Origin of the sequence: Mycetohabitans endofungorum (assembly GCF_002927045.1) — a bacterium.
GTDB lineage: Bacteria > Pseudomonadota > Gammaproteobacteria > Burkholderiales > Burkholderiaceae > Mycetohabitans > Mycetohabitans endofungorum.
Map to the genome: position 1 here is coordinate 143924 of NZ_PRDW01000002.1, position 24814 is coordinate 168737.

Annotated in this window: 23 protein-coding genes; 11 read left to right on the top strand and 12 right to left on the bottom strand. The window is 62.8% G+C overall.

Features of this window, described 5'->3' with window-relative positions; all coding sequences use genetic code 11:
• Window positions 1-385: 385 nt before the first annotated feature.
• Window positions 386-2818: a hypothetical protein gene (locus tag B0O95_RS02360; RefSeq protein WP_104076458.1), complete on the top strand. Its 2433-nt coding sequence runs from the start codon at window positions 386-388 to the stop codon at window positions 2816-2818.
• A 90-nt stretch (window positions 2819-2908) separates the two neighbouring features.
• Here B0O95_RS02360 and B0O95_RS02365 read toward each other — a convergent pair whose 3' ends face one another.
• From B0O95_RS02365 to pxpB, 5 genes are all read right to left on the bottom strand, one after another.
• On the bottom strand, window positions 2909-3865 hold the full coding sequence (locus B0O95_RS02365; RefSeq protein ID WP_104076459.1) for a DUF979 domain-containing protein: 957 nt from the start codon (window positions 3863-3865) through the stop codon (window positions 2909-2911).
• 2 nt (window positions 3866-3867) lie between these two features.
• Window positions 3868-4602, bottom strand: a complete 735-nt coding sequence (locus B0O95_RS02370) for a DUF969 domain-containing protein (protein ID WP_104076460.1) — start codon at window positions 4600-4602, stop codon at window positions 3868-3870.
• Window positions 4603-4676: 74 nt separating this feature from the next.
• Window positions 4677-5453, bottom strand: coding sequence for a 5-oxoprolinase subunit PxpA (pxpA, locus tag B0O95_RS02375; RefSeq protein WP_104076461.1), 777 nt, complete (start codon window positions 5451-5453; stop codon window positions 4677-4679).
• A gap of 15 nt (window positions 5454-5468) precedes the next feature.
• Window positions 5469-6497 (bottom strand): 5-oxoprolinase subunit C family protein, encoded by a 1029-nt coding sequence (locus B0O95_RS02380; protein WP_104076462.1) that lies wholly within the window; start codon window positions 6495-6497, stop codon window positions 5469-5471.
• A 61-nt stretch (window positions 6498-6558) separates the two neighbouring features.
• On the bottom strand, window positions 6559-7212 hold the full coding sequence (pxpB, locus tag B0O95_RS02385; protein ID WP_104076603.1) for a 5-oxoprolinase subunit PxpB: 654 nt from the start codon (window positions 7210-7212) through the stop codon (window positions 6559-6561).
• Window positions 7213-7401: 189 nt separating this feature from the next.
• Between pxpB and B0O95_RS02390 the strand changes: the two genes are divergently transcribed.
• Window positions 7402-7914 (top strand): winged helix DNA-binding protein, encoded by a 513-nt coding sequence (locus B0O95_RS02390; protein ID WP_104076463.1) that lies wholly within the window; start codon window positions 7402-7404, stop codon window positions 7912-7914.
• A 16-nt stretch (window positions 7915-7930) separates the two neighbouring features.
• Here the strand turns inward: B0O95_RS02390 and B0O95_RS02395 are convergent, their stop codons facing one another.
• A complete protein-coding gene (locus B0O95_RS02395; RefSeq protein WP_233203038.1) occupies window positions 7931-8554 on the bottom strand; it encodes a 5-formyltetrahydrofolate cyclo-ligase in 624 nt (207 codons plus the stop codon).
• 33 nt (window positions 8555-8587) lie between these two features.
• On the opposite strand from B0O95_RS02395, the gene B0O95_RS02400 reads away from it, so the two are divergent.
• Together B0O95_RS02400 and B0O95_RS02405 are read left to right on the top strand one after the other, a co-directional pair.
• Window positions 8588-10561 carry a lytic transglycosylase domain-containing protein gene (locus tag B0O95_RS02400; protein WP_104076605.1) on the top strand — a complete coding sequence of 658 codons (1974 nt, stop codon included), beginning with the start codon at window positions 8588-8590 and terminating at the stop codon, window positions 10559-10561.
• Window positions 10562-10633: 72 nt separating this feature from the next.
• Window positions 10634-11878: a multifunctional CCA addition/repair protein gene (locus B0O95_RS02405; protein WP_104076464.1), complete on the top strand. Its 1245-nt coding sequence runs from the start codon at window positions 10634-10636 to the stop codon at window positions 11876-11878.
• Window positions 11879-12044: 166 nt separating this feature from the next.
• Here B0O95_RS02405 and B0O95_RS02410 read toward each other — a convergent pair whose 3' ends face one another.
• Complete coding sequence (locus B0O95_RS02410; RefSeq protein ID WP_104076465.1) at window positions 12045-12743, bottom strand: dienelactone hydrolase family protein; 699 nt, start codon at window positions 12741-12743, stop codon at window positions 12045-12047.
• Window positions 12744-13063: 320 nt separating this feature from the next.
• Between B0O95_RS02410 and B0O95_RS02415 the strand changes: the two genes are divergently transcribed.
• Window positions 13064-14209, top strand: coding sequence for a branched-chain amino acid ABC transporter substrate-binding protein (locus tag B0O95_RS02415; protein ID WP_104076466.1), 1146 nt, complete (start codon window positions 13064-13066; stop codon window positions 14207-14209).
• Between the two features lie 188 nt (window positions 14210-14397).
• Here the strand turns inward: B0O95_RS02415 and B0O95_RS02420 are convergent, their stop codons facing one another.
• Window positions 14398-15594, bottom strand: a complete 1197-nt coding sequence (locus B0O95_RS02420; RefSeq protein WP_199180411.1) for an MFS transporter — start codon at window positions 15592-15594, stop codon at window positions 14398-14400.
• A gap of 694 nt (window positions 15595-16288) precedes the next feature.
• On the opposite strand from B0O95_RS02420, the gene B0O95_RS02425 reads away from it, so the two are divergent.
• Entirely contained in the window at window positions 16289-16588 is a 300-nt protein-coding gene (locus B0O95_RS02425) for an H-NS histone family protein (RefSeq protein ID WP_041753907.1), read from the top strand.
• Window positions 16589-16957: 369 nt separating this feature from the next.
• Window positions 16958-18124, top strand: coding sequence for a cation diffusion facilitator family transporter (locus tag B0O95_RS02430; RefSeq protein ID WP_104076467.1), 1167 nt, complete (start codon window positions 16958-16960; stop codon window positions 18122-18124).
• Between the two features lie 13 nt (window positions 18125-18137).
• On the opposite strand, the gene B0O95_RS02435 is transcribed toward B0O95_RS02430, so the two are convergent.
• Window positions 18138-18596 carry an Lrp/AsnC family transcriptional regulator gene (locus B0O95_RS02435; protein WP_104076468.1) on the bottom strand — a complete coding sequence of 153 codons (459 nt, stop codon included), beginning with the start codon at window positions 18594-18596 and terminating at the stop codon, window positions 18138-18140.
• A gap of 249 nt (window positions 18597-18845) precedes the next feature.
• Between B0O95_RS02435 and B0O95_RS02440 the strand changes: the two genes are divergently transcribed.
• Window positions 18846-19979, top strand: a complete 1134-nt coding sequence (locus B0O95_RS02440) for a glycosyltransferase family 4 protein (RefSeq protein ID WP_104076469.1) — start codon at window positions 18846-18848, stop codon at window positions 19977-19979.
• Between the two features lie 108 nt (window positions 19980-20087).
• On the opposite strand, the gene B0O95_RS02445 is transcribed toward B0O95_RS02440, so the two are convergent.
• Both B0O95_RS02445 and B0O95_RS02450 read right to left on the bottom strand, forming a co-directional pair.
• The gene (locus B0O95_RS02445) at window positions 20088-20768 is read right to left on the bottom strand and encodes a 3'-5' exonuclease family protein (RefSeq protein WP_104076470.1); all 681 of its coding nucleotides are present in this window, start codon (window positions 20766-20768) and stop codon (window positions 20088-20090) included.
• An 11-nt stretch (window positions 20769-20779) separates the two neighbouring features.
• Window positions 20780-21427: an MBL fold metallo-hydrolase gene (locus B0O95_RS02450; protein WP_104076607.1), complete on the bottom strand. Its 648-nt coding sequence runs from the start codon at window positions 21425-21427 to the stop codon at window positions 20780-20782.
• Window positions 21428-22028: 601 nt separating this feature from the next.
• Between B0O95_RS02450 and B0O95_RS02455 the strand changes: the two genes are divergently transcribed.
• Window positions 22029-22658, top strand: coding sequence for a septal ring lytic transglycosylase RlpA family protein (locus B0O95_RS02455; RefSeq protein ID WP_104076471.1), 630 nt, complete (start codon window positions 22029-22031; stop codon window positions 22656-22658).
• 60 nt (window positions 22659-22718) lie between these two features.
• Here B0O95_RS02455 and rsmI read toward each other — a convergent pair whose 3' ends face one another.
• Window positions 22719-23546, bottom strand: a complete 828-nt coding sequence (rsmI, locus tag B0O95_RS02460) for a 16S rRNA (cytidine(1402)-2'-O)-methyltransferase (protein WP_104076608.1) — start codon at window positions 23544-23546, stop codon at window positions 22719-22721.
• An 80-nt stretch (window positions 23547-23626) separates the two neighbouring features.
• Between rsmI and B0O95_RS02465 the strand changes: the two genes are divergently transcribed.
• On the top strand, window positions 23627-24190 hold the full coding sequence (locus B0O95_RS02465) for a YraN family protein (RefSeq protein ID WP_104076472.1): 564 nt from the start codon (window positions 23627-23629) through the stop codon (window positions 24188-24190).
• 32 nt (window positions 24191-24222) lie between these two features.
• Window positions 24223-24810, top strand: coding sequence for an SIS domain-containing protein (locus B0O95_RS02470; protein ID WP_104076473.1), 588 nt, complete (start codon window positions 24223-24225; stop codon window positions 24808-24810).
• Window positions 24811-24814 lie beyond the last annotated feature (4 nt).

Below are 24814 nucleotides of genomic sequence, written 5' to 3' on the forward strand. Positions count from 1 at the left end.
ATGCGCATCCATGTTGTCCTTCTCAACTTCTCACGCTTTCGCCTCGACCTCGGCTTCCAACGCTTGCACCGTTCCCGTGGCTTTAGGCGCATTGTCGAACTTTTCAGCCCACGCTGCTGCTGCGACTTTTTCGACTGCACAATGGACGCCGGGCGCCCGGCGCGCCGGGCGTCGCACTGGTCACCAGCGTCTCGATGCACCGCCCACGCTGCCGGAAATCCAGGTGTCCTGCGTTGTCGATTGCTCAGACATACTAAGCGAGTTGAATCGGCTCTCACATGATGACGCGTGCCGGCCACCGTCGCGTCGGCTACCATCGGTCGGCCGCACGCCGCAGACCCCGACGTCGCGCTTGCCGCCCGCGGAACGATCTGAATGTCCGACCATGGATGAACGCAAGCTTGCCATCGACGAATGGATGGCATGGCGCCGTGAGGCGCGTGTGCCTCACGGCGCCCAACTGGCGTGCGACCCTGCGCTTTACGAAACGGTGAAGCGGCTCGCGACAGAGTGCATCGGTGGCGACCAGGACGGCAGCGGCGCGCTGGCGATCGACGCGGACGAGTTTGTACATTGCTTGTACGTGATTGTGGTTACGCTGATCCAGGTGTCCAAGGGGGACGGCGCGGGCGTGCAAGCAGCCTTCAACGAGGCGGCGACGCTACTGGCTCGGGATCCGCTCGGCTGGCTGAAGGACGCCGGCATTGCGCATGGTATCGCCGATCTTGCGGTGACCGCTGGCATGACCGCGCCATTGTTGCTGTTGGCCAGGCAGGCCATCGTGGAGGGTCTGGCCGAGTGGCGCCGTGCGCGCGAGACGGGTAAGGCATTGGATCAGGCGCTGGCGAAGGTTGACGAGGAAATCGCGGCACTACAAGCGCTGGCGGCGCTACTGCAGCCGGCAGGAGACGATGTCTCATCAGGCCGGGCGGCGGCGCGCGCAGGCGGCGGCGCGCGTACCGATCCCGCCGCCGGCAGCGGCCAGACGCTGCCTAAATTGACTGCGATCAAGCAGGAGCGACGGACCGCGTTGCGGTTTCTGCGCAAACAAAACGATGCGGACACGGTGATCGGGGCCAGCTCCTTTGTATCGGGCAGTGCGATTGCAGCGAAGTGCGCGGTCGATACCGGCACCAAGGCATACTACATCATCGAGCAGGGTGGTGCAGCCGCGACGGCGGCCGCCGGCGCGGCTGGCGCGCTGGGTGCGATGGCGCTGGGGCCGATCGCATCAGCCGGGTCATTGGCGCTGGGTGGCTATATGCTGCATAAGTCCCGGAACAAGCGCGATGCGTTCCGCGCGGAAAAGAACCGTACCGATTGCCGGGTCGGCGCATGGCTGCAACAGTCGCCCGCGCAGGGCGCGGCCATGACGTCCCACGATGCCGCGTCGTGGGACGAGCACGCGCTGCGGCATCGCTATGCCGAGTTCTATCGGCAAAAAACACAGCAACATGATGCGTTTTTTACCCACTATACGCGCTGGAACAAGGGTTTTGTCGCCGGCAGCGGCCTGTATACTGCCGGTACGGTGTCCAAGCTCGCGCTGGCCGGCATCGTGGCCGCGGGCGGCACGGCGCTTGCCACGCCGGCCGCACCGGTTGTGCTCACGGCGGCGACCGGCGTGGCCGGCGCCATGATGATTTTCTTTTCGCTTCAGTATCTGAAAGGGCATGGCCGTCTCCAGCGTTACCAGCGCTACTACCATGACGATGATCCGGAACTCGACCGTCATTTCCTAGCCGCTGTCGATCTGCTGTGTGCGGACGATCGCCCGTTGGCGGGCTTTGATTTGCGTGCTGCCTTCTATCATCAGGCGGCCCAGCGCGAGGATCAGCGCCAGACTTTCCTCGCGGATGTCGCCGCGCAATGTTCGAAGCGGTATGACGACTCATCCACGTACACTGCTGACGCAGAGGACGTGCTCGCGCGCCGTGGCCCCAAACCGACCCGCGCGCAGCAACTGACGCAATTCGCCAGACGTACCGGAGAGGCGGCGGCGGGCCGCATCCACGCGGCGTCGGCTTTTGCGCGTGCCGCGGTTCACCCGAAGCCAGTTGCGGGCGCAAGGGGTGCTGTAACGGGCGCGTGGGGCAATGCGCGCGAGGCAGCCCGGCACGCATGGCATGCGTCGCGGCGCCACTTGACCCGAACGGGCCTGAAAGCGTGGCTGGCGGATCCTGCCAATCATACGCAGCAGGCCCGTGTCCTGGGACAGATGATCGAGACGCAACTGGCCTACTTGGATCGCAAGCTGCAGACCAAGCTTCACGCATACAGCCATATCGAGCGGGGACTACGCGCCGATACGCGCATGGCGGACGCGCGCCCCGAGGCCGGCACGCCGAACAATGTGGCGCAGCCGGCGAGGCCTGTCAGTCCAGCCGATGTGACGCAGCTGTTGCGGGGATTGCGTGACGATCTGATAGACGACGAGCGTTTGTATCGGCACGCGTTGGTCGTGTGTGATGCGTTGAGCACGCTGGCGAATGGTCCTGTGGATACGCCGGCCGGCCGTCAATTGCTTGCCAGCACGCTGGACCAGTTCATCAGCGTCCAGCAAGGCGTGCTGCCGTCGCCCGCGGATGCGTTGCCGGACCTGGAGGCCAGCCATGATCGTCTGGCAACATACCTGACGAAACAGGCGCCGGCCCGCTATCGCGATCTGCGCGGCAAGTTGATCGAAACGGAACTCCAGTCCACGCGCATCCGTGACGCCTGGCAACAGCGGGCCGTTGGCGAACCCGCGGGCGGTGTGGTGCCCGGGCCGACACGCAGGCGGCCGCGCCAAGCCGTGCGTATATCGATGGCAGGTTGACACTGCTTGCTCTGCCGTCGGCCTGAGTACCGGCGTCGAACTGACGCCGATACCTGCGCATCGCGTGCTAAACGCGGAGTGCAAGTGCGTTCATCGGAACGCAAGTACGTTCATCAGCACGATGTTGGCCGCGAGGATTGCCAGCGCGGTCGGCACTTGCGCCTTGATCACCGCGTTCTTGTCGGGCAACTCCAACAGCGCCGCCGGCACGATGTTGTAGTTCGCGGCCATCGGCGTGAGCAGCGTGCCGCAATAACCTGAGAACATGCCGATGGCGACCATTACCGCCGGATCGGCGTGGAACACGCCGACCAGCACCGGCACGCCGACGCCGCCGGTCATTACCGGGAACGCGGCAAAGCCGTTGCCCATGACTACCGTAAAGAGCGCCATACCGATACAGTACACCGCGACCGCGATCACCCGCAGGTCCATGTTGATGTAGGCCGTCGTCAAGTGGGCGACCGCCTTGCCCACGCCGGCATCCGAAAACACCAGTCCCAGCATGCCCAACATCTGCGGCAGCAGCACCGCCCACGACAGCGCATCGACCAGGCGCCGCGTTTCCCGGGTCGACTGCGCAAGCGTGTCGCGCGTGAGCAGGCACGCGAACGCCACGGCGACGAGGCAGCCGATACCGAACGCTACGAGCGTGACGTTTTTTGGGTCCAGCAACGGCGTGCCGCCTACATTCAGGTGCGGCGCGGCCAGCGTGAGCACGACGGTGATGGCCGGGATCGTCAGCGCTGGAAGGAACAGCTTGTTGCCGAGTCGTTTCGCGCTCGCCGTGCGCAACTCCGTTGACAACATTTTCGTCTTGCCGCCGGTCACACCGCCGAATCCGGCGATCAGCGCCATCGCGATGACGAAGGCGCCGACCAGTTCAGCCGGCAGGCGCTCGCCGACCAGAAAGATGATGGCTGCCAGGGCCCAGAATGTGCCGGCTAGCCAGCGCTTCGGGTGCGTGGTGTCGGTGACGATCATGCCCGCGACGATCGCCAGTAGGATGCCCACCAGCCAGTAGAGGTAGTTGATCGACAGCATCATGCTTATTCTCCGCTTGGTTGGAGGGGTTGGGCGCCCGTGCTGCGGGGCTGGGTCAGCAGTTCGCGATCCAACGACCGATCGAGCAGGTACAGCCGCGTGCCATGGATCAGAAAGGCGCAGATCGCGGTCGGGATACCCCACAGCGCGACGTGCAATGGCACCACGTCGATGCCTGCCTCATGCAGGAAGGTGGTCATCAGCACGATCGCGCCGAATGCCACGAACACGTCCTCACCGAAGAACAACCCGACGTTGTCGGTGGCTGCGGAGAACGCCCGCAGCTTGTATCGCACCGCATCGGCAAGCACGCCATAGCGCGTTTGCGCGGCGCCTTCAGCCATCGGCGCGATCAACGGACGGACCATCTGCGGATGACCACCCAGGCCGGTCAGGCCCACCGCGGCGGTCACTTCCCGCACGAACAGGTAGACGATCAGCAGGCGTCCCGCAGTGGCGGACTTGATGCCGGCAATCCATTGGTGAGCCCGCTCGCGCAGCCCGTGACGCTCCAGCAAGCCGATGACTGCGAGCGGCAGCAGGATAATCAGAGGAAGGTTACGCGTCTTAACAAAGCCGATACCGATTTCCGCGAGGATCTTGGCCGGCGGATAGTGAGCGGCGGCGGCTGTCACGATCGCAGCGGCTGTGACCACGAGCATCGGATTGAAGCGCAGCACGAAGCCGGCAATGATGACGGCCACTCCGAGCAGTGGCCAAAGATTGAGGGTAGTTTGCATGAGATCTCCAATTGGCAAGTCCAGCGGTGGTGAACAAGCATGAAAAACCCGGCTTCATGGACCGGGCTGTGTTGTCAAGCATCGGGTGCACAGCCCACCGCCATCGCGACGTGGCGGGCTGCGTCAACCCGGATGCCTTCATTTGCCAGCCGCGCGCGGATGCGGCGGGCAAATTCGAGGGCGTGCGGACCGTCTCCGTGTAAGCAGATCGTCTGGGTGTTCAACATCACCCACTGCCCGTCCACGGACCTCACGCGCTTGTCCCGGATCATCACCAGCGTGCGCTCCAACACCGCCTCCTCGTCCTCGAGCAGCGCGCCGGGCAGCTTGCGCGGCACCAGCGAGCCATCGGACAGGTAGCCGCGATCAGCGAACACTTCTTCGATCGCGAGCAGTCCGGCACGCCGGGCCGCTTCGATCAGGCGGCTGTTCGCCAGACCGAACACGGCCAACGATGGGTCGAAGTCGCGCACCGCGGCAACGATCGCATTGGCCAGCGTGATATCGCGCGCGGCCATGTTGTATAGGGCCCCATGAGGCTTCACGTGAGCCACCTTGCCGCCTTCGGCATGCGCGATTGCGGCAAGGGCGCCGAGCTGATACAGCATGCCGGAATAGACATCGGAAGGCGGTAGCGCCAACTCGGCACGTCCGAAATTCTCCGGATCGTTGAAGCTGGGATGCGCGCCGATTGCCACGCCTTTCTCGATGGCCCAGCGAACACTCTGACGCATGATGCTGGGGCCACCTGCATGCCAGCCGCACGCGATGTTCGCCGAACTCACTAGTTCGAGCAGCGCTTCATCGTTACCACATCCCTCGCCGAGATCGGCGTTCAGATCGACTTCCATGTCCCTGCCTTCAATTCATGCCGCAGCCTTACAGCGCTCCTGCTGTAGTGCAATGGCCAGCTCGATATGGCGCAAATATTTGTTGAGTTCCGCCAGTGCGTTGCGCGCCTGTTCCAACGAACATTGGATGAAATGAACCCGTTGGTTCAACCGAGCCTGCGCGAGCAGCCACAAGTCCGCGGCGATCACGCTGCCGAACCGCGGGTAGCCGCCGGTGGTCTGAGCGTCGCTCATCAGCACGATCGGCTGCCCATTCGGTGGCACCTGGATGGTGCCCGGCAGCACGCCGTGCGACAGCAGATCGATTGGGCTTTGCCGCTCCAGCACCGGGCCGGCCAGCCGGAAGCCCATCCGGTTGCTGTTCGGCGTGATCGACCAGTCCTCGTTCCAGAACGCGGCGTGGGCCTGCGTCGAAAAGCTTGCATATTCGGGGCCGGGTATGACCCGCACGCGCGTCGCGATGGCGCCGAGCCGGTGACCGGCGCCCTGTTCAAGATGCTCCAGTGCGCACCACGATGGTGGCTTGACCCCGAACGCCGGCGCTTCCGGGCTGAATGCGGGGTTGCGCGCGCTCGCGGGCAGTGGCGCCACCGGCAAGCGATCGCCGTCCTTCAATACCCGCCCCGCGAGACCGCCGAAATGCGCGCCCAAATCCGTCGAGCGCGAGCCAAGCATCGGCATCACATCGATGCCGCCGGCAATCGCCAAGTAGCCGCGCATGCCGATCGACGGCGCGCGCAGCGTCAAGGTTTGTCCTGCTTGCACCGGCAGGCTGCGCCATGCGTAGACAGGCTGGTCATCCAGTGTGGCGTGGAAGTCGGCGCCGGTCAGCGCGATGCGTGTGGCACGCGGGAACCGCAGCACCACCGGCCCTAGGGTCAATTCGAGCCCTGCCGCCCCCGGGACGTTGCCCACTAGCCGGTTGGCTACCTGCAGCGCCACGGTGTCGAGCGCGCCGGCGGTGCACACGCCACACTGGCGATGGCCGGTGCGGCCCAGGTCTTGGACGCTCGTCAGCGTCCCCGCGCGGATGACCTCGATCATGCGTGTCCCCTTGCCCAGTCATTGCGCGTCTGCAGCGCCGCAGCGCAAGCCCGTCCATCTTTCATGCCAGCACCTCCGCGATGGTGAAGCGAACTTTATCGCCTGGCAGCAGTGTCGTGCTCGGGGTCCTGGCTGGATCGAACAGCACCATGTCCGAGCGCCCGATCAATTGCCAGCCGCCCGGCGACGTGGCCGGGTAGATGCCGGTCTGCTCGCCGCCGATGCCCACTGATCCGGCCGGCACCGCGAATCGCGGCTCGTGCCGCCGCGGCGTGGCCAAGCTTGCGTCGAGTCCGCCCATGTAGGCGAATCCGGGCTGGAAACCGAGAAAGAACACAACGTATTCACCGGCGGCGTGCCGCTCGACCACTTCGCGGGGTGAGTAGCCGGTGTGCCGCGCCACGCTTTCCAGGTCCGGTCCCGCCTCACCGCCGTAGCGCACCGGGATCTCGACGACGCGGCATGCCGTCTCCTCGGCCGGGGCTCGTGCCCAAGCGCCGCGCAGCTGTATCGCCAACCCGTCCGGATCGGCATGTAGCGGGTCAAACACCAGGGTGACGTTATTCATGCCAGGCACCACGTCCAGCACATGTGGCCAGTCGCGTGCCATCCGGGCCACATGCCACACGCGCTGCTGGTACGCGAGCGTGGCCGGCGGTGGCAGCTCGCACACCAGTGCCTGATCGCCCAGCGGGAAAATTCTTGGTGCAGTCATCATTGATTCGCCTCCATAGCCATGCATTCTGGTGAAGGGGACGCGTATCCGCGCGTGCCTCAGGCATATTTTTATCTCGTATTGTCAATAAAATATAGAGAATTTATCAATAAGTGTTTTCACGAGACATCGCCAAGCGCTTGTCCGCCGCTATACTGAAGGCCCTGCAACGAACCACGGTCATTTGGCATGATCCGCACGCCAACGAAGATTGTCTCGTCAGAACACCTCATGTCTGAAACCAGTGCAGAGCTGTCTGAGTTCGAATATGGATTGATCCTGGCCGGCCACGCGTTCGATCGTTGGATGGTGCGCTGTATGTCCGCGGCGGGCGCCAAGGACATGACGGCAATCGAGGTGTCGCTGCTGCATCATGTGACACATCGCGAGCGCAGGAAGAAATTGGCGGATATCTGTTTCGTGCTGAACATCGAGGATACGCACGTGGCGACGTACGCGCTGAAAAAGCTGGTCGCGCGCGGTTACGTGGCCAGCGAGAAATCCGGCAAGGAGGTGTTTTTTTCGGCGACCGAGGCCGGCCGCGAGCTTTGCCTGAAGTATCGCGAGGTGCGCGAGAGTTGCTTGATGGTGACGTTGGCCGAGGCCGGCCTGGACAATGCGCAGATCGGTGACGCCGCGCAGTTGCTGCGCACCGCGTCAGGCCTCTACGATACGGCCGCGCGCGCCGCGACGTCGCTCTGAGCGCGCCGGGCGGCGATCAATAGCAGAGCGCGTCCGTGACGATGACGTCCAGCGGCAAGTCGTGCGCTTCGTGCGGCAGTGAGTCCGCCCGCGAGCATTCATATGCGATCCCCACGGTGACCGGCGGGACCGCGTGCGCCGGCCAGGCGGCCAGCGTCCGGTCGAAATAGCCGCCGCCGTAGCCGAGCCGGTACCGTGATGCGTCGAAGCCAACACATGGCGCGAGCAGCAGGTCCGGCACGACGCTGTTTTCGTGCGCCGGCACGGGAATCCGATAGCGCCCTTCCTTCATCGGCGAGCCGGGTGTCCACGCGTGGTAGGCCATCGGCGCGTGCGGCGCGACGATAACCGGTAATGCCGCCCGCCGCGCAGCGTCGCCGCTCAGCCAGTGCGCGACCACGCGTCGCGCGTCGAACTCTGCGGCAACTGGCCAGAACAGGCCCACGCAACGCGGCGCATACCGCTGCAGTACATCGGCCAGGCGCAGCGCCAATTCGACGTCGGCCCGCGTGCGCTGCGGCGTGCCGGCGAAGCGCTCGCGTTCGGCCAGCAACTTGGCGCGCAACGCCGTCTTCAGCGACGATCGCGTTGCGTTTTCTTCGCTCAGCAGTCCTGGCTCGCGTGCTATGCTTTTGATCACTGGCAGAGTCCTTGTTTAAACGTGAAAAAGAAGATACCCGTGCGTGTTCACCGAGTATATCGCGCGGTCACAGGCGCGTTGACGGCGGCGCTTTTTGTCGTGTGCGGCAGCGCTTTTGCGGTACGGCTGCTGCCTGGCGCCGTGCCGTCCGATCCGGACCAGATATTCGTGCAGCTTCGTGAGGCGGCACGCAGGAACGATGCGGCTGGCGCCACACGGCTGGCGGCATTGATTCCCGATTATCCCGCTGCGTCGTATCTGACGTACTTCCAGATCAAGCCCACGTTGTTCGATGACCAGGGCCACGCGCGTGTCGATGCGGATGACGCACCGGTGCTCGATTTCCTGTCGCGCTACGATGGTCAGGCGATTGCGGAGCGGATGCGCGGCGATTACCTCGCGGTGCTCGGCGCGCGCCATGATTGGCGCAATTTCGACGCCCAATATGCACGGTTTGTGCTCGACGACGATACGCAGGTCAAATGCTACGCGCTCGAGTCCAAGGCAGCACGGCGCCAGGATGTCGCCGACGCGGCGCGTGCGCTGCTCGTGGAGCCCAAATGGTATGGCGACGGCTGCATCGACCTGATCACCTATCTGGCGCAACGTGGCCAGTTCAGCGCCGATGACGTATGGGCACAGATCCGGCTGGCACTCGAGCAAGGCTACTCGAGCCTGGCGTCCAAGCTTGTCGACGCGCTCGGCAGCGACCGGCCCGATTCGGTGTTGTACGAGCAGGCGACGTCCTCTGCGCCGCTGTATTTGGCGCGCGGGATTGCGCCGAATACAGCGGCACACCAATTGGCGCTGGTCGCGATTACAGCGATGGCGCGCAAGGACCCAGCGCTGGCCGCAACGACATTCGCGTCGGTTAGCGAAGCGCTTACGCCTCAGGAGCGTGCGCTTGGCTGGGGAACGATCGCATACCAGGGCGCCATCAAGCAGATGCCGGCGGCTGCGCACTGGTACCGCCTGACGAGCGGCACGCTGTTGAGCCCGCCGTCTTACGAATGGCGGGTGCGCAGTGCATTGATGGTCGGCGACTGGGCCATGGTGCGCTGGAGCATCGAGCAGATGCCGCCAACGTTGCGTGCACAACCTGCGTGGGTCTACTGGCATGCCCGGGCGCTGGCGCAGGTCGGCGACGAGGAGGCCGCCGCGCAGGAATACGAATCGATCGCATCGCAGTTCCACTTTTACGGCCAATTGGCCGCGGAGGAACTCGGTCGCAAGACGACAGTTCCACCGCGCACCGAGGTCACCGATGTGGAAGTTGAGGCGATGAGCAAGGTGCCCGGCTTCGCGCTCGCGCAGCGCTTTTATGCACTAAACCTGCGCCTGGAAGGCAATCGCGAATGGAATTGGTCGCTGCGCCCGATGAGCGATCGGCAATTGCTCGCCGCCGCCGAGTATGCGCGTCGCATCCAACTGTACGACCGCGCGGTGAACACCGCGGATCGCACGCAATCGCAGCACGACTTCACGCTGCGCTACTTGTCACCGTTCCGTCAGACGGTCGAGCGCGATGCGCAGCAGACCGGGCTGGACGTCGAATGGGCATATGGGCTGATGCGGCAGGAATCGCGCTTTATCATCAACGCACGCTCTGGCGTCGGTGCGAGCGGCTTGATGCAGCTGATGCCAGCCACCGCGCAGATGGTCGCCAAGAAAATCGGCCTAGGCACGCTGTCGCGTATGCAGATGAACGACATCGACACGAACATCTTGCTCGGCACCAACTATCTGTCGATGATCTACAATCAGTTCGACGGCTCAGCCGTGCTCGCGACGGCGGGCTATAACGCCGGGCCCGGCCGGCCGCGCCAGTGGCAAAAGCGTTTCAACCGGCCAGTGGAGGGAGCGATCTTCGCGGAAACCATCCCGTTTTCAGAGACGCGGGACTATGTGAAGAACGTGCTGTCGAACACGACCTACTATGGCGTGCTGTTCGAGGGCCGGCCGCAGTCGCTGAAGGCGCGCCTGGGCGTGATCCTGCCCACGTCGTGACGAATCAGGGTGCGTGAGCGTACGCATCGCGCTACAGCGCGATGCGCATGAGCGCGAGAGGGTGAACGACTAATGAACGTATACGCAGTGGGTGGCGCCATCCGCGACGAGTTGCTGGGCAAGCCGGTGCAAGATCGCGATTACGTGGTGGTCGGGGCGACGCCCGAGCAGATGATGGCGCAGGGCTTTCGCCCCGTCGGCAAGGACTTTCCGGTATTCCTGCACCCGCGCACGCAGGAGGAATATGCGTTGGCGCGCACGGAGCGCAAGACGGCAGCCGGCTATCACGGTTTCCAGTTTTTTTATGCGCCGGACGTGACGCTGGAGCAGGACCTGGCCCGGCGCGATCTGACCATCAATGCGATGGCACGGGCGGTGTCGCCCGATGGTACGCTGCACGGGCCCGTGATCGATCCATTCAACGGCCAGGCGGATCTCCAGGCGCGTGTGTTCCGCCATGCCAGTGACGCGTTCGCCGAGGACCCGGTGCGCATTCTGCGGGTGGCGCGCTTTGCCGCGCGCTTTACCGATTTCACCGTTGCGCCGCAGACGCTGGCGTTGATGCGGCAGATGGTCGCGGCGGGCGAAGCCGATGCGCTGGTGCCCGAGCGCGTATGGCAGGAACTCGCGCGCGGCTTGATGGAGGCCGAGCCGTCGCGGATGTTCGATGTACTGCGCCAATGCGGTGCGCTGGAGCGCGTGCTGCCCGAAGTGGCGAGGCTGTTCGGCGTGCCGCAGCGTGCCGACTATCATCCGGAAGTCGATACCGGCGTGCATGTGATGATGGTGATCGACTATGCGGCGGCGCGGCACTATGCGCTGCCGGTACGCTTTGCCGCGCTCACGCACGACTTAGGCAAGGCCGACACGCCATCCCATGTGCTGCCACGCCACACTGGACATGAGGTGCGTAGCGTCGAGCGCATCTTGCCGCTGTGTGAACGTCTCAGGGTTCCCAACGATTGCCGCGACTTGGCGGTGTTGGTGGCGCGCGAACACGGCAACGTCCATCACGTGATGGAGATGGGGGCGGCCGCGCTGGTACGCATGCTCGAGCGCAGCGACGCGCTGCGCAAGCCTGCGCGGTTTGCGCAGGCGCTGCAGGCCTGCGAGGCGGACTTGCGCGGGCGCCTGAATTTCGCGTCTCATCCTTATCCCCAGGCCGAACGACTGCGCGTCGCACTGATGGCCGCTCGCGGCGTCGACGCCGGCGCCATCGCGCAACGCACGGCCGGCGAGCCGGCCCGCATTAAGGAGGCCGTGCATGCGGCGCGTGTGCAGGCTGTCGAGTGTGCGATACGCGAGGGCGCACGGTAGCGTGCCGGCGGCTATCTCGGGGATTTCACTGGTCGCAGCAACGCCCAAACTTGCTATGCTGTGCCGCGCCGCCGCGTAATACACCCGGCGCTTGGCGCGGACGGTCCGGTGCGCTCGTTGCCGAGCTGTTCCCCGCGCACATCCGCCCGACTGTGCTGCCGGTCGGCTACAGATGTTCGACCAGGAAAGTCAGCGTGCGCCCATGAGCCAACGCGGCTGCGCGTTGCTGGTAAGTCGCGCGATGCGTGCAGTTGAAGCCGTGGTGTGCGCCCGGGTACAGATGGAATTGGGCATTGTTCCGGCCCGTGAAGCGCTCCTTTACCTGACCCACCGCGGATAGCGGGATATTCGCGTCTTCCTCGGCATAGTGAAACAATATCGGCACATGCACCTGTGCCGCGCGGTCCAACTGGTTCTGGATGCCGCCGCCATAATAGGCGACCGCGGCGTCCACCGAGCCGTGCGCGGCCATGTTGTAGGCGAGCAGCCCGCCGAAGCAGTAACCGATCGCGGCGATCCTGCCATCTTGTTCCGGTAGCGCGCGCAGCGCCTGTGCAGTCGAGGCGAGGTCCTTCAGCGTCTTGCCGAAGTCGACCTGCTGCATCAGCGCGATGCCCCGGTTGCGATCCGCGTCTTCGTACCCGAGTTCGACTCGCGGCTCGCTGCGCCAGAAAATGTCCGGCGCCAGCACTACGTAGCCGTCTGCCGCGTACTGGTCGGCCACTTCGCGGATGTGCTGATTGACCCCAAAGATCTCCTGGATCAGTATGATCCCGGGACCCTTGCCGGTGTGCGGGAGCGCGAGATACGCCTGGAACGTTCCGTCGTCGGTAGCAATGTCATGCCATGTCGAATGCGTAGTCACGTTGATCTCCGAGTCACTAAAAAGAACCGAATGGAAAGGGTTGGTCAGTGTGACACCATTTCAATTTTTGCGCGCGCATCGCCGGTGCATTGCGTTGTGGCGGTGACCGGAATGAATAATCTCAAAGCATTCCCCTAAATTAATTTGATGGCCTACACTGGCGCGCAGCTTGTGACGTCGCTTGTCAAAAACGCGCGTCGTTTCAGGCTTGCTAAGTGCATGACGATGCGTCAGGCACGGCTGCTCACGCCAGTGTTTCGGCATCTGGCATGGCACGGGGCAGGCACGCCGGAATTCTGGGGCCGAAACTGGAGACGTACATGACCATCAAGCTTCACAAGCTGCTGCCGGTCAGTGCTGCGGCCATGCTGTGCGCCGCTTTTGCCACCGGCGCGTCGGCGGATACAATCGTCAAGATCGGTCACGTCGCGCCGTTGACCGGTGGTATCGCTCACCTGGGCAAGGACAACGAAAACGGCGCCCGGCTAGCTATCGAGGAAATCAACGCCAAGGGCCTCATAATCAATGGCCAGAAGGTCAAGCTCGAGTTGGATGCACAGGATGATGCGGCCGACCCTCGCACCGCCACGCAGGTCGCGCAAAAGCTGGTCGATGACAAGGTCGTGGGCGTGGTCGGTCACCTGAACTCGGGTACGTCGATCCCGGCCTCCAAGATCTACAGCGATGCGGGCATCGTGCAGATTTCTCCGGCGGCGACCAATCCCGCGTACACCCAACAGGGTTTCAAGACGACGTATCGCGTGGTGGGGACCGATGCGCAGCAAGGCCCGGCGTTAGCCAATTACGCGGCCAAGAACCTGAAGATCAAGTCCGTGGCGATTGTCGACGACTCGACGGCATACGGGCAGGGCTTAGCCAACGAATTCGAGAAGACGGCCAAGTCGCTCGGCCTGAAGGTGATGTCACATGATGCGACCAATGACAAGGCTGTGGACTTTCGCGCGATCCTGACCAAGGTCAAGGGCAAGAACCCAGATGCGATCATGTACGGTGGCATGGACGCCACCGGTGGTCCGTTCGCCAAGCAGGCCAAGCAACTCGGCTTGCGGGCCAAGATCCTTGCGGGCGACGGCGTGTGTACCGACAAGCTGTCGGACCTGGCGGGTGACGCCACCGACAACATTGTGTGCTCGGAAGCAGGCATGGCGCTCGAGCAGATGAAAGGGGGCAAGGCGTTTCAGGCCAAGTATGAAAAGCGCTTCGGTCAGTCGATCCAGATCTATGCGCCGTTCACCTACGATGCGGTGTACATTATTGCCGACGCGATGAAACGCGCCAACTCGACCGATCCGGCGAAGATTTTGGCCGCGATGCCGAATACCGACTACAAGGGCGTGATCGGCGAGACTACGTTCGATGCGAAGGGCGACCTCAAACACGGCGTGATCTCACTGTATAACTACAAAGCCGGCAAGAAGTCGGTGCTGGACGTGGTGAAGATGTAACTCGGCGGGCCGCGCTTGACGCGTTCCACGCTTATCCTAGGGCACACGCGCCGATGCGGCGCGTGTGCTTTTTCACCTATATCGCCATCGACTACACAGGGGTTCAGGCAATATCTCGGACAACGACAACCTCAGAACGCTATTATCAAAGTGCGTCGGCAATTGCGCGCGATATGGGTAGGACCGGTTCACAGTCCGATGCGTTTCAGGCCCCGCGGCCCGACGACGGCGACCAGCGCTGCGCACAGCGCGACAATCGATAGTCCAATCGGTAGCGTCGTGGCTTGAGCCACGCCACCGATCAGCGCAGGGCCCACCAGCAATCCCACATATGCCATTCCCGCAACGCGTGCCAAGCCCTGCGCTGCGCGCACGCCTTTGACGTTGGCCGCCGCGGCAAACAGTACCGGCATCATGTTCGCCATGCCGAGTCCCATCAACGTGAAGCCGGTCAGCACGATATACGGAAAAGGCAGCAGCAACGCGATCACCATGCCGACACAGGCGAGCAACGCGCTCATGCAGACGAGTTGGGGCGCGCCGAGACGGGCGCGGATCCAGTCGCCTGCGAATCGTGCAACGGCCATGCCGGCTGAAAACGACGCGTACGCTGTACTTGCAAAAGCGGGGCTGGTCAGTACGATGTCGCGCATATAAACAGTCGTCCAGTCGTACATTGCACCTTCGGCGATCAGCGCGATCAGCGCGACACTGCCGAGCAGCACCAACTCACGCGAGCCGCTGCGTGGCTTGCCCGGCGGCGGCTGCCTGTTCTCGGTGACATGCGGCAACACGCGGCCACGCGCCGCGAGTAGGACCGCGGTGGCTATCAATGACACCACAGCCATATGCAGCTCAGGGGCGATACCTAGGCCAAGCAACGCCGCACCGGCAGCCGCCCCGCCCATGCCGCCGATGCTCCACATGCCGTGCAACGACGACATGATCGGCTTGGCAGCGGCGTTCTCGACCGCACTGGCTTCGGCATTCATTGCGACATCGACGGTGGCCATCGTGACCCCGAACAGTGCGAGCATGGCCAGCAGTGCAATATAGGAAGGCATGGTGAGCACGAGCGACGCACTGACTCCCATCGCGGGGCCGGTAATCAGGTACGCGCGGCGCGTACCCACCTTCGCGAGCCATGGCCCGACACGCAGCATCGCCGCAATCGAACCGCCGGCCACTGCAAGTAGCGCGACGGACAATTGTGCGGCGTCCAGTGCGAATTTGTCGCGTATCGTCGGTATATTTACGCCCCACGACGCGTACAGCATGCCGCTCACGAAGAAGACCGCCATCGTCGCGATGCGCGCGCGCCATAGTGCCGAGCGCGGCAATCGCCGCGCGGTGGAGGAGGGTGACGTGGCAGCCGGGTCAGGCACATTCGAAAAGTATTGATCTGACACAAGTGAACCCCGCGGCGAGCCCGTCGAATGGGGCAGCGCCGAGCTGAAGTGAACGGGACCGCGTCCAGCACGCGGCAAGATCACTTATTTTAGCGAACGCTTGATACCCGCGTCGCCAGCGAGCCGTTAAGATTATTGCGTGCTGTGCTGTGCTGTGCTGTGCTGTGCTGTGCTGTGCTGTGCTGTGAGGCCCAATGCCCGACTTCCCGGACGGTGGCGCGTTCGCTACGCGAAATTATTTGAAACACGAACGCGTGCGCATTCTTCTGCTGAAAGGGTTAAACCCCGACGTATTAATTAATCTGACCATTCGTCGTCAGTAGAATAGTGCCTCGCTTCTCAGTAGTCAGGAAAAGTCCGAACTAGTCAATAGACAAGAGCCCGCACCTTAGCAGTTTATCGAATAAAATCGAAACTGGACGTCGATTGCCACGGCCTCCGGATGATTGTTGACCAGTGGTTCTCCACTGCGTTCGCCGCTGTAATAGGCAGTCGCGCGAGCATACTTTTGTAACATGACCTCAATCCAATGCTGAATCTGTATATCAGCTATTTGTCTCAGTCGCATTTTGTGTTAAATTCACCTGGTACTATTCCGAGGTGATCTCATCTCTATTGGAGCGACTTAACGGGCGCAGAACCGAGTCGTGTCTACTATCCAAGGACCCCTATGTCATCGTACAAAGAGCTTCTTGCACAGCGTGAAAAGCTGGAAAAGCAAATCGAAGAGGCAAAGGCCAAAGAGTTTGCTGAAGTTGTCAACGACATCAAACAAAAGATGGCCGATTATGGTATTACGCTGGCTGATCTCGGCTTTGGCCGGGGCAAGCTGGCGAAGGCGGGACGGCCTCGTGCAGGTGTGGCGCCGAAATATCGCGACCCTGCCAGTGGCAGCACTTGGTCGGGTCGTGGCAAACCGCCGAAGTGGATTGCTGGAAAGAATCGGGATCAGTATTTGATTCAGCAATAAGTCAGGAAGCCGCGCAAGCGGTTATAGCGAGGGCGTGCCGAACCACGGATTGCCCACAAAGAGAAGGCCGTGTGCCCGACAAGGGCCACTGGCCTTTTTTATTGCTGCGCCCCAAACCGTGCCGGACGCGAAACAAGCCGGGCCTCAAACCATGGTGGACTCAAAGCCATACCGGCTGCGTACTCTGACGGATACTGCGAAATGGCGTGTGATAGCCCTGCAGCGTGTTGCAGACGTGTAATGAGAATGCGTCACATCATCGTAAACCGATGATTTTATTCTGAAAAAATCGTACGAGCGGCGCGAACCGGATTCGGCTGATAAAATAGCCATCCAATCGATGGTCTTCGCCGCCCTGATCTATTTTTCATGACCGCTCCGTTGCCCGAGCGCCAAGTCGTCGCGCAGAAATCCACATTGGTGAGCATCGTACTCAATACGGTGCTGATGATGACGCAGATCGTGGTCGGCGTGCTTGCCCATTCGCAAGCGTTGATTGCCGACGGGGTGCATTCGCTGGCCGACCTCGTGTCTGACTTCGTCGTGCTGGTTGCTAATCGGCACAGCGGGGCCCACCCGGACGCCGATCACAACTACGGCCATAGCCGCTACGAAACCGTTGCTTCGCTTTTTCTGGGTAGCCTGCTGATCGTCGTGGGCATCGGCATGATGTGGCGCGGCGCTCAGCGCATCGCCGTTCTCGATGAGATCCCGCCCGTGCATGTGTCCGCGCTCGTCGTCGCCGTGGCGGTGCTGCTTTCCAAGGAATTACTGTTCCGCTACATGTTGCGCGAGGCGCAGCGGGTGCGTTCGGCGATGCTGGTGGCCAATGCATGGCATGCCCGATCCGATGCCGCGTCCTCGCTCGTGGTTGCGGTCGGTATCGTCGGCAGTCTGGCGGGCTGGCGGTGGCTGGATCCGATCGCGGTAGCCGTCGTCGGCTTCATGATTGTCCGGATGGGCTGGATTTTTGGCTGGGATGCGCTCCAGGACCTGTCGGACCGGGCGTTGGACGAGCAGACGACACGTCGGATCCGCGAAATGCTGTTATCGACGCCTGGCGTGCAAGGGGTGCATGAGCTGAGAACGCGCAAGATGGGCGATGCGGCATTGGTCGATGCCCATATACTCGTGGAACCTCGAATCACCGTTTCTGAGGGGCACTATATCGCGGAGACGGCCCGTCTGCGTGTATTGAAGGAGCCGCACGTGCTTGATGCGTTGATCCACGTTGATCCGGAGAGCGACGACGAGCGCATCGCGTGGGAAGCGTTGCCGCCGCGCGATCGGCTGCGCAAGAATTTGGAGCGCGAACTCTCCCCTCACGGCGTGCAGTTCGTGTCGTTCGACATCCATTATCTGCGGCACGGCGTCGAGCTTGACTTGCTGCTCACACCGGGCAGTGGCGCGCAAGCCGGTGGTGATCATGACTTAACTCAGGCGCTCGATCTCGATGCCGTCGCCCGGCGTCTTGGCGTGTGCCAGATCCGGCTGCAGCAGAGGGTCGGTTCGGCTGCGGTGCACGCGACGGCCTGATGCGCACACCGTATCAAAGCGGCAATTGCGTGTCGAACTTGATTTCCCGCAGTACGACGCTGGTGTGGACTTGCGCGACGGCTGGAATTGTGAAAATGCGCTCGTGCAGGAACGTGTCGTAAGCCTTGATATCGGCTGCAACGATTTTTAGGATGTAATCGGCCTCGCCCGTCGTGCTATAGCATTCGGTGACTTCCGGGCAGGTCGCGATTTCCCGCTCAAATTGCTCCACGCCGCCCTCGGTATGGCGCGTCAAATGGATATGGGCGAGTGCGCACATAGGTAATCCGAGCTTTTCCCGGTCGAGCAACGCAGTGTAGCGCTGGATTACCCCCGACTGCTCCATTTCCTTGATCCGCCGCCAGCACGGCGTACTCGATAAACCGACTTGATCGGAAATTTCCTGTACCGAGCGGCGCGCGTCGAGCTGCAGCAGGCGCAATATCTTTTGAGAAAACGCATCGAGTGCCAAGAGTGCCTCCCTTTAGCGCGTTTCTATTTCTTGAATGGTAGAGAAGTCGCGAATAAAACGCAATTCGTATCGGTTGTAGTGAGTGACTTAGTCTCTGGCCGGTATGTTTGCCGCGGCACTTTTACTCATAATGTCCATATTCGCCGCGTTGGCGCGCGGGCCGGCGTTTTTGCGATTGGCAATTGTGCGAGCCGGGCCGCTCCATTAGACTGCGAGCGCTCGCAACAAAAACTCTTTTACTCTTTTATCATGCGCGTCGTGCTGGTGGCCAATACACTGTGGTCCATTGTTATCTTTCGTCCAGGACTGCTGCGCACGCTGGTTGGAATGGGGGTTGACGTCGTCGTGATGGCGCCTGTCGACGATACGTTGCCACGTGCACGCGAACTGAACGTGCGGGTCATCCCGCTGGAGCTGTCCGCGAAAGGCACGAACCCGCTGCACGATCTCGGGTTGGTGCGCACGCTCGTGACGCGCTACCGCGCGCTGAAACCGGACCTGGTGTTCCACTACACCATCAAGCCGAACATCTATGGCTCGATCGCGGCCAAGTTGGCTGGCGTGCCGTGTATCGCCGTGACCACCGGACTTGGCTACGCGTTCGTGAATACCAATCTCGTCGCGCGCGTGGCCAAGGCGTTGTACCGTTTCGCTTTTTGTTTCCCGCGCGAGGTGTGGTTCCTCAACGGTGACGACCGGCAGGACTTCGTCGCGCAGCGACTGGTCGATCCGGTCAAGACGCAGGTGTTGCCCGGTGAGGGCATCGACCTCGCCCATTTCGCGCCGCGTGCAGCGGGCATGCCCGACGGCAAGGTGCGCTTTCTGCTGATCGCCCGCATGCTGTGGGATAAGGGGGTTGGCGAATACATCGAGGCCGCTCGCCTTGTCCGCGCGGTGTACCCGCAGGCGGTGTTCCAATTGCTCGGCGCGACCGACGTTGCCAATCCAAGCGCGATCAGTGCCGAGCAGATGCGCAAGTGGGCCGCCGAAGGCGTGGTCGAGTACCTCGGCACGACGCAAGACGTGCGCGATATCATTGCGCGCGCTGATTGCCTCGTGTTGCCGTCCTATCGCGAAGGCGTGCCTCGTACGCTGCTGGAGGGGGCGGCGATGGCCAAGCCGCTGGTGGCGACGAAGGTGATCGGGTGCCGGGAAGTCGTGGTCGACGGCGAAACCGGATTGTTGTGCGCGCCCAGGGATGCCACCGACCTGGCGCGCAAACTTCAGCACATCATTGAAATGGGGCCCGACGCGCGCGCGACTATGGGCGCGCGCGGGCGACGAATGGTCGAGCAGCGCTACGACGAACGGATCGTCATTGAGCGCTATCTAGAAGCGATGCGGCGGATTGGATTGAGGATCCCTGACATGCCGGTAGCGTGACGGCTGGGCGGCTTAGTGGCTCAACGGCTCAACGGCTCAACGGCTCAACGGCTCAACGGCTCAACGGCTCAACGGCTCAACGGCTCAACGGCTCAACGGCTCAACGGCTCAACGGCCGCCGCCCTGTTGTCCGGGTTCCGTTTCGGACTCCGCGGGGCCTGCCGCCGGGTCGAGAGGCGTTGCTTTCGCGAGTCCGTCGTTCGTTGTCTCCGCCAGCCATTGGGCATGCGCCGCCTGGCGGACGCGCAACTCCGAAAGCATGTTGCAAAACAATGCCCCCTGTTCGATCGCATCGTCGAGCGCGACATGCGTGTGCGGATGGGCGTCGAACCAGTGCTTCGGCAGCCGCGGCTTGATCGCCTTCCGGTAAGGCAGCCCGGTCATCGCAAACGCCAGCGTCTTGATGTCCAGCGCCGACCAGGAGAACGGGCAGCGGCCAGCAAAGCGCATCATGTACCAGAACATGAACGTGAAGTCGAAGCCGGCCGGATAGGCCACGAAGACGGGCTTGCCGGGTAAAGCCTCGACCCAGTCAACATAGGCGGGCAGTGCTTCTTCGGGCGCGCGCGTATCCGTACGGCATGCTGCCCAAGCGTCGGGTTGCGTTTTCCACCACGCGTCCTGAGTCGGATGCGGGGACGCGCCGGGCAGCGTGTCCAAGTTGGCGGAGAACGTTGCGATCAGTTGTTTGTCCGCGGTATAGGCTGCTGATGCGAAGCTCAGCATCGAATGCGGGCCGGGAATTGGGCCGTCAGCCTCGATATCGGTGCTGACATAGATTTCGTCCATTGAGTATCTAGTTAACTGGCAGTAACGTGGTCCGCCACGTATGGGTTCGTGCGCCGCTCCTCGCCGAAGGTCGACATCGGACCGTGTCCGGGGACGAAGCGTACGTCGTCACCGAGCGGCCACAGCTTCTTGCGGATCGACGAGATGAGATCCGCATGATTGCCGCGCGGAAAATCTGTCCGCCCGATCGATCCCGCAAACAGTACGTCGCCGACCAGCGCAAGTCGATGTTCGCGGCTGAAAAAAACCACGTGTCCCGGCGTGTGTCCCGGGCAGTGAAGGATCTCCAGTATCTCATTGCCGAACCGCACGGTATCGCCATCGTGTAGCCAGCGGTCCGGCTCGAACGCTTGCGCCGCCGGCAGGCCGAAACGCGTGCTCTGCTGCGGCAGCAATGCCAGCCAGAATTGCTCATCCGGATGCGGTCCTTCGATCGGCACGCCGTAGTAGCTTGCCAATGCACGGGCACCTGCGCAATGGTCGACGTGTCCGTGCGTCAACAACACCTTTTCTACGCTCGCGCCGCGCTTTTGCACCTGCGCCTGGATCAACTCCAGATCTCCTCCCGGATCGACAATGGCGGCGCGTTGAGTCTGCTCGCACACGAGCAGCGAGCAGTTCTGCATGAAGGCAGTGACGGGAATCAGCTTGACTTGCATTGGGTTCGGAAGCGCACTGAACGGCTGGCTGAGTGAAGGCAACATTGTAGTCGTCATGTCCCGATCCGCGCATCTGCGCATCCGCGCGTTCGCATGGCCGCAGTGGCGTACTGCGGAAAATGACGATCTGCACCAATCGGGTATAATGGCCGGCATGCACCTTAATTGTGCAGTCAAGTCGGACGTCCCCGCACCAACCGGCGGAATAGAAAAGGGCGCCGTCCAGTAAAACGCCGCGTACGAAATGCGGCCGCATCCAGCATCGCAAGTCGATGCGACACGTTCCATCCGGTTGGGCGCGGGGCGCCTGATCCCGGCGTAGCCCGGCACCGGTACGGAGCCTTCACCGCTGGTCGACATGATGCTTGTTTAGCAAGCACCATGCCAATCGGTGTAACGTCATCAGCGGTGATTCGGGTCTGGTCGACGTCCCTAAAAAGGGGCGGCCAGACGTGCGTTAAAACCTGGCGGATCACGGCGCTTGCCGTTTCGCGATCGTCGCCCACCGTGCGCAGCCTGCCTGCCCGGTGCCGTGGCGCATCCGTTCGTTCGCCCAGAGCCGTGGCCATTGGTGGCGGCTCACAATAGTGAAGACGTACCTATGAAAGCTCGATGGCCTCGATGTTATGGGACCGTTTGCGCTCTCCTTCTGCTGGCCGGTTGCGCGACGCACGGCGGTCACAAGGAGCCAACGACGGTGAGCCCGACGATGGGAAGAGCGGGGGCAAGCAGTGCGGCGCTCGTCCAGTCGGTGTCAAGCCGCGCAAAGTCAGCCCTAGATGCACTCGCGCGCGGGGAGTCGGGCGATGCGCCGGCCGACACGGCCGCACGTAATGTCCCGTCGCTTGCCGATGCCGAGCCGCTGGTCGCGGATGCGCGTGACGTGTCGGATTTCAAGCAGGAGGGGCGCGCGTCCTGGTATGGTCCTCGTTTCCATGGCCGTCGTACTGCGAACGGCGAGCGCTTCGACAAGAATGCGTTGACCGCTGCGCATCGGCGCTTGCCGTTGTCGTCATTCGTGCGCGTGACCAACGTCGTGAACAAGAAATCGGTGGTGGTGCGGATTAACGATCGTGGGCCGTATCACAGAGGACGGATCATTGACCTGTCGCAGGCGGCGGCGAATGCACTTGGGCTGCAGCATTCCGGGACCGCAAGAGTCCGGCTGCAAGGCTTGTCGCGCGAAGAGGCTCGCGTGGCGATGGCCGAGCAACTCGCGTCGGCCAGATGATTGAGGCTGCGGGTTTGTGCAGTACCCTTTGTCCCGGGTGGCGGTTCAATCGCGGCTTTTTTATCTTCCCGGTCCGTTCTTTTTCAATTCCAGCGCACGCGCATAGAGCACACTACGTGATGCGCTCGTTAGTGCGACTGCCAGTTTGACCGCGGTGCTGACCGGCACTTCGTCCAGCAATGCCGTCAGTATCGCGTCATGCTGGTGCGCGTCACTTTGCGTGGGTGCGCCAGCACCTTCGACCACAAGGACGAACTCGCCACGCAGCCGGTTCGGATCCGCGGCGAGCCATGCTGGCCCTTCGGCCAGCATGCACTGATGCAAACTCTCGTGTAGCTTGGTGATTTCTCGCGCGATCAACATTCGACGCGACGGGCCAAGCGTTTCGGCCAACGCGCGTACGGTCTCGAGTGCGCGGTGCGGCGCCTCATAGAAAACAAGCGCTTCTTCACGCGACGCCAATGCCTGGAGCCGGGCGGTCCGCTGCTTCGGCTTGGTCGGCAAGAAGCCGGCGAAGGTAAACGTGCCCGCCCAATCGCCGGTCACACTCAGCGCAGCGGTCACCGCGCTGACGCCCGGTATCGGCACCACGTCCAGTCCTGCGTTGCGTACCGCATCGACCAGCCGTGCGCCCGGATCCGAGATGCCAGGCGTGCCCGCGTCCGACACATACGCGATACGCTCGCCCGCGCGCAGGAAATCAACGACGCGCTGTGCGGCTTCGCATTCGTTGTGTTGGTGAACCGCCAGCAATGGGCGCGTGATTCGGTAACGCGCGAGCAGTTGTGCTGTGTGGCGCGTATCTTCCGCCGCAATGCGGTCCACCAGCGCAAGCACGTGCAACGCGCGGAGCGTGATGTCGGCGAAGTTACCGATCGGCGTCGCCATCACATAAAGCGCCGGTGCCGGATAGTGCTGGTTCTCGGCGAGCGTGAGGGGATCGATCAAGGAATACCTCAGGAGAAGCGATGAGCAACAAAGCGCCCGTCATTGTGCCACGACGTGGCATAGCGACTGGTACCGCCCCGCCTGCGATGCAGCCTATGCAGCCTATGCAGCCGACCCAGCCGACCCAGCCGACCCAGCCGACCCAGCCGACCCAGCCGACCCAGCCGACCCGGGCCGGGGGGCCGTTGAACAACTTTTTGCGCCGGCCGGTGTCGAACCGGGTCGGTCGTGTCTTCGAGTCGCATGCGCTGCGCCATTTGAGCCGCCACGGGTTGGTGCTGGTGGCGCGCAACATACGTTATCGGCGCGGGGAGATCGACCTTGTCATGCGGACCACCGATGGGATGCTCGTATTTGTTGAGGTCCGTGCTCGCAATCGCCCCGATTATGGTGGGGCACTCGCCAGTGTCGATGTGCGCAAACAATACCGCCTGATGGCCGCCGCCCGGGCTTTCCTGGCCACGCGTCTGGCGGGCGGGCGTCTGCGAGCAGTGCCGCCTTGCCGGTTCGACATCGTCGCGTTCGATGGTGGCCGACTGACGTGGGTCGTCGATGCCTTCAGCGAAGATCCGCGACTGCGGTAAACTCGCGGGCGAGAAACGAGTATGAACAATTGATGTCGATCGAGAGAATTCAGCGGCAGTTCCGCGAGAGCGCAGAGTTGCAATTGACTGCATTGGACGCGTTGGGGGCGCCGATTGCCGCGGCAATCGATACCATGTTCGCGACGCTGGCGAACGGCGGCAAGATCCTGGCATGCGGGGAGGGTGCGTGCACGTCGGACGCGCAGCGTTTCACGGCAGCGCTCGTCGGTCGTTTCGAGCGCGATCGCCCGGGGTTGCCGGCGCTTGTCCTGGCCAATGATGACTTGATGAGAGCATCCGGTGGCACGCAGGCGCACGACGAGGTTTTCGCGCGCCAGGTGCGGGCGCTGGGGCACGGCGACGACATACTGCTTGCGATCGCCGGGCACGATGATGCGCCGGCGTTGGTTGCAGCCGTCGATGCTGCGCACGAGCGGGAGATGATCGTCGTCGCGTTGACCGGGGCCGGCGGCGGGCCGCTGTCCCAATCGCTGATCGATACCGACATCCATATTTGCGTGCCTGCGCAACGTCAAGCGCGGGTTCATGAGTTGCAGCTGCTGACGATCCACTGCTTGTGCGACGGGATCGATGCAATGTTGCTCGGGGAAGAAGATTGACCAA

Excerpts from the sequence above, each read along its gene's own strand:
- B0O95_RS02360 (WP_104076458.1), top strand. The coding sequence starts at position 386 with ATGGATGAACGCAAGCTTGCCATCGACGAATGGATGGCATGGCGCCGT.
- B0O95_RS02365 (WP_104076459.1), bottom strand. The coding sequence starts at position 3,865 with ATGATGCTGTCGATCAACTACCTCTACTGGCTGGTGGGCATCCTACTG.
- B0O95_RS02370 (WP_104076460.1), bottom strand. The coding sequence starts at position 4,602 with ATGCAAACTACCCTCAATCTTTGGCCACTGCTCGGAGTGGCCGTCATC.
- pxpA (WP_104076461.1), bottom strand. The coding sequence starts at position 5,453 with ATGGAAGTCGATCTGAACGCCGATCTCGGCGAGGGATGTGGTAACGAT.
- B0O95_RS02380 (WP_104076462.1), bottom strand. The coding sequence starts at position 6,497 with ATGATCGAGGTCATCCGCGCGGGGACGCTGACGAGCGTCCAAGACCTG.
- pxpB (WP_104076603.1), bottom strand. The coding sequence starts at position 7,212 with ATGACTGCACCAAGAATTTTCCCGCTGGGCGATCAGGCACTGGTGTGC.
- B0O95_RS02390 (WP_104076463.1), top strand. The coding sequence starts at position 7,402 with ATGATCCGCACGCCAACGAAGATTGTCTCGTCAGAACACCTCATGTCT.
- B0O95_RS02405 (WP_104076464.1), top strand. The coding sequence starts at position 10,634 with ATGAACGTATACGCAGTGGGTGGCGCCATCCGCGACGAGTTGCTGGGC.
- B0O95_RS02415 (WP_104076466.1), top strand. The coding sequence starts at position 13,064 with ATGACCATCAAGCTTCACAAGCTGCTGCCGGTCAGTGCTGCGGCCATG.
- B0O95_RS02425 (WP_041753907.1), top strand. The coding sequence starts at position 16,289 with ATGTCATCGTACAAAGAGCTTCTTGCACAGCGTGAAAAGCTGGAAAAG.
- B0O95_RS02430 (WP_104076467.1), top strand. The coding sequence starts at position 16,958 with ATGACCGCTCCGTTGCCCGAGCGCCAAGTCGTCGCGCAGAAATCCACA.
- B0O95_RS02440 (WP_104076469.1), top strand. The coding sequence starts at position 18,846 with ATGCGCGTCGTGCTGGTGGCCAATACACTGTGGTCCATTGTTATCTTT.
- B0O95_RS02445 (WP_104076470.1), bottom strand. The coding sequence starts at position 20,768 with ATGGACGAAATCTATGTCAGCACCGATATCGAGGCTGACGGCCCAATT.
- B0O95_RS02450 (WP_104076607.1), bottom strand. The coding sequence starts at position 21,427 with ATGCAAGTCAAGCTGATTCCCGTCACTGCCTTCATGCAGAACTGCTCG.
- B0O95_RS02455 (WP_104076471.1), top strand. The coding sequence starts at position 22,029 with ATGAAAGCTCGATGGCCTCGATGTTATGGGACCGTTTGCGCTCTCCTT.
- rsmI (WP_104076608.1), bottom strand. The coding sequence starts at position 23,546 with ATGGCGACGCCGATCGGTAACTTCGCCGACATCACGCTCCGCGCGTTG.
- B0O95_RS02465 (WP_104076472.1), top strand. The coding sequence starts at position 23,627 with ATGAGCAACAAAGCGCCCGTCATTGTGCCACGACGTGGCATAGCGACT.
- B0O95_RS02470 (WP_104076473.1), top strand. The coding sequence starts at position 24,223 with ATGTCGATCGAGAGAATTCAGCGGCAGTTCCGCGAGAGCGCAGAGTTG.